General features: G+C 44.6%; 7 protein-coding genes. 5 read left to right on the forward strand and 2 right to left on the reverse strand.

The genetic code is table 11. From position 1 onward, the window contains the following. The first annotated feature begins 71 nt into the window (after window positions 1-71). From ACW12G_RS03515 to ACW12G_RS03525, 3 genes are read left to right on the forward strand one after another with little or no spacing between them, the layout of a single operon-like run. Window positions 72-1139: a glycosyltransferase gene (locus ACW12G_RS03515; protein ID WP_455646683.1), complete on the forward strand. Its 1068-nt coding sequence runs from the start codon at window positions 72-74 to the stop codon at window positions 1137-1139. A 36-nt stretch (window positions 1140-1175) separates the two neighbouring features. Then, window positions 1176-1661, forward strand: a complete 486-nt coding sequence (locus ACW12G_RS03520; RefSeq protein ID WP_048700245.1) for a MerR family transcriptional regulator — start codon at window positions 1176-1178, stop codon at window positions 1659-1661. Next, a complete protein-coding gene (locus tag ACW12G_RS03525) occupies window positions 1658-2575 on the forward strand; it encodes an RluA family pseudouridine synthase (protein ID WP_146975882.1) in 918 nt (305 codons plus the stop codon). Before ACW12G_RS03520 ends, ACW12G_RS03525 begins: the two co-directional genes overlap by 4 nt. A 38-nt stretch (window positions 2576-2613) precedes the next feature. Here ACW12G_RS03525 and ACW12G_RS03530 read toward each other — a convergent pair whose 3' ends face one another. Then, entirely contained in the window at window positions 2614-3333 is a 720-nt protein-coding gene (locus ACW12G_RS03530; protein WP_029510047.1) for an MIP/aquaporin family protein, read from the reverse strand. 291 nt (window positions 3334-3624) lie between these two features. Here ACW12G_RS03530 and ACW12G_RS03535 point away from each other — a divergent pair, with 291 nt between their 5' ends. After that, on the forward strand, window positions 3625-4980 hold the full coding sequence (locus ACW12G_RS03535; RefSeq protein ID WP_455647281.1) for a gluconate:H+ symporter: 1356 nt from the start codon (window positions 3625-3627) through the stop codon (window positions 4978-4980). Between the two features lie 101 nt (window positions 4981-5081). Continuing rightward, window positions 5082-5819 carry a DUF1003 domain-containing protein gene (locus tag ACW12G_RS03540; protein WP_455647282.1) on the forward strand — a complete coding sequence of 246 codons (738 nt, stop codon included), beginning with the start codon at window positions 5082-5084 and terminating at the stop codon, window positions 5817-5819. 13 nt (window positions 5820-5832) lie between these two features. On the opposite strand, the gene ACW12G_RS03545 is transcribed toward ACW12G_RS03540, so the two are convergent. After that, window positions 5833-7793, reverse strand: a 1961-nt coding sequence (locus ACW12G_RS03545; protein ID WP_455647283.1) for a heavy metal translocating P-type ATPase, incomplete at its 5' end; no start/stop codon positions are given.

Consider the following 7793-nt stretch of genomic DNA (forward strand, 5'->3'; position numbering starts at 1 on the left):
CGGATTGCGATACGATAACGCAACGGGCTTTTTTTGATACAATAGAAATGATGTTAATTGGGAGGCATAGGATGAAGATTTTAATTGGTTTAGAAAATATTGGTTTGGGTGGCATGAAGCGGGCAACAACCGTTGTGGGGAATGCCCTAGCAGCAACCCACGATGTCACCTATTACAGTTTTTCTGATATGACACCTTTTTATACGTTGGCGGCGCCGTTATTAGTGAGTGAGACGCCGGTAACCTTAGATAATGATGCGCAACCTTTTGAACGTTTTGCGCAACAAATTCGTGAATTTGAAACGGTTGCGCGCCAGTTTGATGTTGTAATTTTGGCAGGGGGCTTATTATCGAGCTTTGCGGCACAATTAACGTTGCCTAATACCCAATTGATTGGTTGGATGCACAATAATGTGACAACCTATCAAACGCAATATTACGCGGCGATGCAGGATGAATTTAATGCGGGATTACGGGCTTTGGATGTGATTGTGGCGTTAACGGATTCTGATTTAGCAGGTTTTTCTGCTTATAACCGGACAGTCAAAATTTGGAACCCCTTGACGATTACGCCCAGTGGGCAAGCCGATCTAAATCAGAAAGTGATCGCTTTCACGGCAAGAATTGCGATTCAGCATAAAGGGATTGATTTTGCAGTGAAACTCGCTGACAAATTACCAGCCGATTGGCAATTAGCGATTGCTGGTGGTGGCTCAGCCGAGGATATGGCGACATTTGAAGCACTGATTGATCAACATCAAGTCGCAGATAAAATCATTTATCGTGGACCATTGAAAGATGATGCCTTGCGTGAACACTATCGTCAAGCAAGTTTATTTGTTCAGACGTCACGCTGGGAAGGGCTACCATTGGTATTGGCCGAAGCGATGAGCTTTGGTTTACCAATTGCAGCGATGCGTAATACGGGTTCTGCGGAAGTATTAGCTGAAGGAGCGCATGGAATTTTAACCCCCAATGCTGATGTAGATGCATTATATACTGCGATTGAACCCTTGTTACAAGATGTGGACCAACGTGCAGCCTATGCCCAAAAAAGTTTACAACGGGTTGAAGACTTTAAAATTACGCCAATTTTGGCGCAATGGGAAGCCGTCTTTCAGCAAAAATTTGACAACTAAGTTGACAAGAATATAATACTCTTAGAGGCAAATATCATGACTGAAGAATCTCATGCGAAGCATATCGGGAAATTTAAGAAACCAACCTTTGATAATTTACAGTTTCGAATTGGTGAACTGGCACGGATGACGGGCGTATCAACGCGCCAATTGCGTTACTGGGAAAAGCAAGGCTATGTATCAGCCATTGCGCGTGACGATGAACAAGAGTCACGACTATATGGTTTTCCAGCCTACGTCAAGGTGACGATCATCAAGCAACACTTAGATGATGGTGAGTCGTTACATGAGGCCGTACGAGCCGCTAATGAACAAATTGAAAATGTTGGCGTGATTCAACATATTATGAAAAAAGCTTTCCAAGGATTAGAGACGCACCAAGGAAAATATATGGTCAATCTGGGCTTTTTTGATGCCGAGGAAACGCAATTATTATATGTATCATTAGATGATAGTGGGAAAGTTGTCTATCATCTGGTCGCGGCTGACAAAGCAGCGCAACAAACGGACAATCAGGCATGACAACTTGGATTTATCGCATGACAGTGCCGACGGTGCGCGTTGGACAGTCAGTAAAAGACACTTTAAAAGCTTGGTTGATCCCGCAACGGTTACGTGGGGCTTTGCGACAAAAGCAGCATATTCACATCAATGGGCAAGCGGTGTCCACTAATTATGTGTTTCAAGCAGAGGATCAACTGGAATTAATATTTGATGCGGTAGATTTTCGGACTAGTGAATCGCATTATACGCCAAATGCACAAGCAACGGTACCGATTATTTTTGAAAATGATGATTTCGTCGTAGTCGATAAGCCAGCCGGCATGAAAATGCATCCACATGCACCGCATGAAGCGGATACGTTGCTGAATTATTTGGCGGTGGATTTCCAAGCACGTCATCTCATGAGTGCAGGCCAACCGGCACGACCTTATATGGTGCATCGGATTGATCGTGATACATCGGGTGCCGTGATTGTGGCGAAAAATCCTGTGGTTGTGCCTATTCTCAATCGGTTGCTCGCGCAAAAAGCGATTAAACGGACGTATTTGGCTTGGGTACAGGGCGCAGTGGACAAGCCAGCGGGTGAGATCAACACACCGATTGGTATTGATCCACACGATGAACGCCGACGGGTCATCAATGGCATCGCGTCCCAACCCGCTAGAACCTATTGGGCACTAAGCCATACTGTTTATCAAAATTCATTGCTACGGGTGCAATTGGATACTGGGCGGATGCACCAAATACGGGTTCATCTGGCAAGCATTGGTCATCCCATTATTGGGGATCCGCTTTATCAGCCAGAAACATCCGCGACGCGCATGATGTTACATGCAGCAACTATCACTGTGCCATTACCTTTTGATGGTGGCACGACAACGATTAGCGGGGCCATCCCGACAGATTTCCCGAGACAATTACGCACAATATAAAAAGCAGCGCATCAAGCGCTGCTTTTTATATTGTTGATTTAAGCGGCTGCGTCAACATCTTTGTTGAGGTAGTTAGCGGCAAAGGCTGCTAATACACCACCAAGCAAATCAGCGACAACATAGACCCAAACGTGACCAAGCGCGTTACCCTTCACAAAGATAACGGGTGACAAAGCACGTGCTGGGTTAAGGGCACCACCAGTAATTGGCAATGCGACAATAATGAAGGCTGCCAATAAGATACCGATTACAAGGGGTGCTGGTACGCTAGCTGACTTTGTGACAATCAAAATCACAAGGACGAATAAGAAAGTCAAAACTAATTCGAACATGAAGGCTGTCAAGGCTTGACCATTGGCAAAGTTTGTTTGTCCCAAACCAGCAATGTCAACGAATTGTTGCACAGTCATCTTTTGACCTGACAATGCTTGCGTCACAGTAGCTGACTTCAAGTAGGCTGAGATACCACCGTAAACGGCAAGTGAAGCAACCAAAGCCCCAAGCAATTGCGCAATCACATAACCAACAAATTCAAGCCATGAGAGACGCTTTTGAATGGCCATTGCTAATGAAACGGCTGGGTTAAAGTGGGCACCTGAAATTTGTGCAAAGGCATAAATACCACCAGTTAATGCCAAGCCAAAGGCTAGGGCAATGGTGAGTGGTGATGGTGCTGTAGCAGCTGAATAAACAATGCTACCAGTTCCAACGGCGACTAGGATAAATGTGCCGAGGAATTCTGCGATGTACTTACGCATGTGTGATTCTCCTTAATTTTAGATGAAAAATTATCAACACATTCTAATATACACTTTTACATTAAATTACACTTAAATAAGGCCGTAAAATCAGCAAAGTATTAAATGTCAGCAGAGGTAGTAGTTTTTTATAACAGCCTGTGATAGAATATATTTTGTTGAAAGCGTTTACAATAACATAAAAAGCACTTACACCCTTGTAATGAATATACAGAAAACCAACTGAAAACAGGTTGCGGTTATTCAAAATAAGTTCTGGCACAGTGTTGAACATAGAATGGAGAAAGCATTATGATGTCTTTCGTTGTCTTGGCCCTTGGAATTTTATTCCTCTTGTTACTCATTATTAAGTTTAAAATCAATACGTTTATTGCGTTGATTTTAACGGCGAGTGTTGTTGGCTTGGGATTGGGGATGAAACTCCAACAGATTCCCGTGTCAATTCAAAATGGGATTGGCTCATCTTTAGGTGAGTTGGCGATTGTTTTTGGATTTGGTGCTATTTTAGGCCGTTTGGTCGCTGATGCGGGTGGGGCTTATCGGATTGCCCATACGTTAATTGACAAATTTGGTAAGCAACGTGTCCAACTGGCCATCATGATTGCGGCCTTTATTATTGGGATTGCGCTCTTCTTTGAAGTTGGGATGGTCTTGTTGATTCCCATCGTCTTTGCGATTGCGCTGGAAGCCGCCGTACCCTTGCTTTATCTTGGTATTCCCATGGCAGCAGCTTTGTCAGTCACCCATGGTTTCTTGCCACCGCATCCAGCCCCAACGGCGATTTCTGGTGCGTTGGGTGCCAACCCTGGAACGGTTTTGGTTTATGGCTTAATTGTTGCGGTACCAGCGGCGATTATCGCTGGGCCACTATTTACTAAGTTGGCCCAAAAATTTGCGCCAGATGCCTTTGTGATTAAGCGACAATTGACCGCTTTTGGTAAAGAAAAGCAATTTGTGTTGTCAGAAACACCAAGCTTTGGTATTTCTGTGTTGACATCATTGTTCCCCGTTTTGTTAATGGGAATCACAACAACGTACACGATTATTTACAATGATGGTCAACCTTTTAAAAACCCAACGGGGATGGCAGCATTTATCACCATGATTGGTAATCCGGTCGCAGCGATGATTATCTCTTTGGTGTTTGCGATGTGGGCAATGGGTTGGCATCAAGGGCGTAAAACACCAGACATGATGGCCACAGTTGAAGAAGCCATCAAATCCATTGCAATGTTACTTTTGATTATTGGTGGTGGCGCAGCCTTTAAACAGATTTTGATTGATGGCGGTATTTCTGGTCAAATTTCACAATTGTTTATCCATTCAGCTATCTCACCATTGCTGTTAGCTTGGATTATTACCGTGATTCTGCGTGTCGCGTTAGGCTCAGCAACGGTTGCTGCCTTGACCGCAGCTGGTTTAGTTCAGCCCTTGATGGTTGCCTCGCATGTGAACCCAGCCTTAATGGTTTTGGTGATTGGGGCAGGATCATTAGCTGCTTCGCACGTGAATGACGCCGGCTTCTGGATGTTTAAAGAGTACTTTGATTTGAATGTAAAGCAAACACTCTTGATTTGGACAGTGTTGGAAACCGTAATTGCGGTTGTGGGACTTGTGATGGTCTTGATTATGAGCCTATTTGTTTAAATTATATTGGCTAACTGGTCTTAAAGCAGGTGCTTTAAGGCTTTTTATGTGGCTAATAATGCTATAATGATGGCAAATAACAGCGATTGGAGGCTGGTGCATTGATTGACAAAAATAGGGACCAGCATTGTTTAGTAGACGGTGCGGCAACAGCATTTGTGGACGGTGTTTTACTGCCTGAATTAGAGCCGAATTTACGGCGGGCCATTCAACAAGACTTTCCAGAGCATCAGGGTGATGCGTTTATTTGTTTGGCCCATTTATTACCGTATCGTTTGGCCCGCATTAATGCCATGCGGCTGGCTGATCAACAGATGAATCGTCAGATGAAACACAAGCTGACCCATATTTTGACGGATAAAAATTTTAAAGTCATTAATGTTAAGAAGCACCAGCGCGAGACTTATACGTTTGGGCAGCGGGTGGCAGATAAGGTTGCAAAATTTGGTGGTAGTTGGGGCTTTATTATCATGGCGATTATCACCATGGTTGTTTGGATTGTGGTGAACGGTTGGCACGTGTTCCACGCAAATTTTGATCCTTATCCCTTTATTTTATTGAATCTCTTTTTGAGTATGACGGCGGCTTTACAAGCACCGTTAATTTTAATGAGTCAAAACCGGTCGTCAGATTATGACCGATTACATGCAGATAACGATTTTCATGTGAATTTGAAAACCGAAGAAGAAATGCGGGTGTTACATGCCAAGATTGATCGTTTAATTCAAACGGATTATCCAGATATGCTAGAAGTTCAGGCATTACAAACCAAAATGTTAGGTGAAATGCAACAACAACTCAGTGCCTTAAATGCGCAACAAAAAAACAGCAACCGATAGGGTTGCTGTTTTTTTAAGCTTTGAGCGTCATCGCGTTTAAAGCGACAATAACCGTTGATAGCGACATTAAAATCGCACCGATCATTGGGTTTAACATGATACCAAAGGTTGCCAGTGCCCCAGCAGCCAGTGGTAAGGCGATGATGTTATAACCAGCCCCCCACCAAAGGTTTTCAATTTGCTTGCGATCCGCGCGCTTAGCAAGCTTAAGAAAATCAATAATAGTTGGGAGTTGATTAGCAATTAAGACGGTGTCCGCCGCTGCTTGCGCCACTTGTGTTCCAGCGCCAATGGCAACTGACAAATCTGCTTGGGCCAACGCCGGCGCGTCGTTAATCCCATCACCAATCATCATAACCTGACCTTGTTTTTGATAATCTTTGACCAGGGCAATTTTTTCTTGTGGTGATACTTGGGCGTGGGTTTCGGTAATACCCAGTTGATCCGCAACAGCTTGGGCCACTTGGGCATTATCACCGGTCACCAGAATTGGAATGAGATGTTGTGCCTTCAGATAGTTAATAAATGTTGGCGCAGTGGCCTTAATTTCATCACCTTGGGCGACGGCCGCCACGACGTGATCATGTTGGAGCAAATAAGAAATTGTGCCATCAGCAACCAACGGCGTGTAATGGATATGATGATCCTTCAAATACCGTTCTGAAACGAGTAGGTAATGCTTGTCATTCACCATCCCAGCAATACCGTAGCCCGCCATGTTTTCAACATCAGTGGCTAATAATACTGGTGCTTGTTGTTGCTTAGCATAGCTGACAATCCCTTGGGCTAGTGGGTGCGTTGATTGGGCATCAAGCGCTGCCATGATGCCCAAGGCTTCTTTTTGATCAAAGTTATCGGTCACGACTTGCATGACTTTGAATTGACCAGTGGTTAATGTACCCGTTTTATCCATCAAGACATAAGTCAAGTGGTTAGCTGAACTCAGTGCTTTGTGGTTCTTAATTAAAATCCCTTGCGTGGCGGCAATGGCTTTAGTCCGTTGAATAACGAGAGGCACCGCTAAGCCAAGCGCGTGTGGGCAGGCAATGACTAATACAGTCACGGCAATATTAATGGCAAAGCCCAAACCGTGTAGTGGTGTCCAAATCATTAAGCTTAGACCGGCAATTAAGAGGGCAACCCAAAAGAGATAACTCGCCACTTGATCAGCAATCGTTTCAACGCGTGATTTGGCACTTTGTGAGGCGGCTAATGTTGATTGGAGTTTTCCGATAAATGATTGGGCACCTACGTGAGTCACTTTTACTAACAGGGTCCCATTACCGTTAATCGTCCCACCCACAACCGAGACACCGGGCTTTTTATCAATTAAACGGCTTTCACCAGTCATGAGAGATTCATCGACTTGACTTTCACCCGATAAAATAACCCCATCGGCAGGAAAAGCTTCACCGGCTAAGACTTGCACGACCATGTCTGGCTTCAATGTTGAAACCGGCATATCCATAAAATGATCTCCGTGCTTCACGTGTGCGGTGTTAGGCAATAAGGCGCGCAACTTGGCAGTGGCATCACCAGCTTCCATTGTGGCCGCCATTTCAATGCGGTGACCCAACAGCATAATGACGGTCAGGGTCGCAAATTCCCAGAAAAAGTCCATTACATGGGCCGTTGGCCAAAAAGTGTTGACCACTAAGGCGTAAATCGAGTACCAAAATGTCACGAGCAGACTGAGACTCACCAAACTCATCATTGCTGGTCTTTTAGCTTTTAACTCGGCTTTAGCCCCAACAAAAAAGGGCTTTGTGCCGACGATATATAAGATCGTGGCCAAAATAGCCGTGACCCAAGTATCACCTGGGAATTGCAAGGTGAAGGGGAAAGTCATACCCATCAGTGGCGTAATGATAATAATGGGTACCATCAACGCCAAAGACCACCAAAAGCGGCGGGCCATATCGGTCATATCCATATGCGCCATGCCAGGATCATCTGACATGTGCATATGATGAT

This window comes from Leuconostoc sp. (assembly GCF_965300815.1).

What these genes read in the sequence shown, in the direction of transcription:
- ACW12G_RS03515 (WP_455646683.1), top strand. Translation starts at nt 72, where the DNA reads ATGAAGATTTTAATTGGTTTAGAAAATATTGGTTTGGGTGGCATGAAG.
- ACW12G_RS03520 (WP_048700245.1), top strand. Translation starts at nt 1,176, where the DNA reads ATGACTGAAGAATCTCATGCGAAGCATATCGGGAAATTTAAGAAACCA.
- ACW12G_RS03525 (WP_146975882.1), top strand. Translation starts at nt 1,658, where the DNA reads ATGACAACTTGGATTTATCGCATGACAGTGCCGACGGTGCGCGTTGGA.
- ACW12G_RS03530 (WP_029510047.1), bottom strand. Translation starts at nt 3,333, where the DNA reads ATGCGTAAGTACATCGCAGAATTCCTCGGCACATTTATCCTAGTCGCC.
- ACW12G_RS03535 (WP_455647281.1), top strand. Translation starts at nt 3,625, where the DNA reads ATGATGTCTTTCGTTGTCTTGGCCCTTGGAATTTTATTCCTCTTGTTA.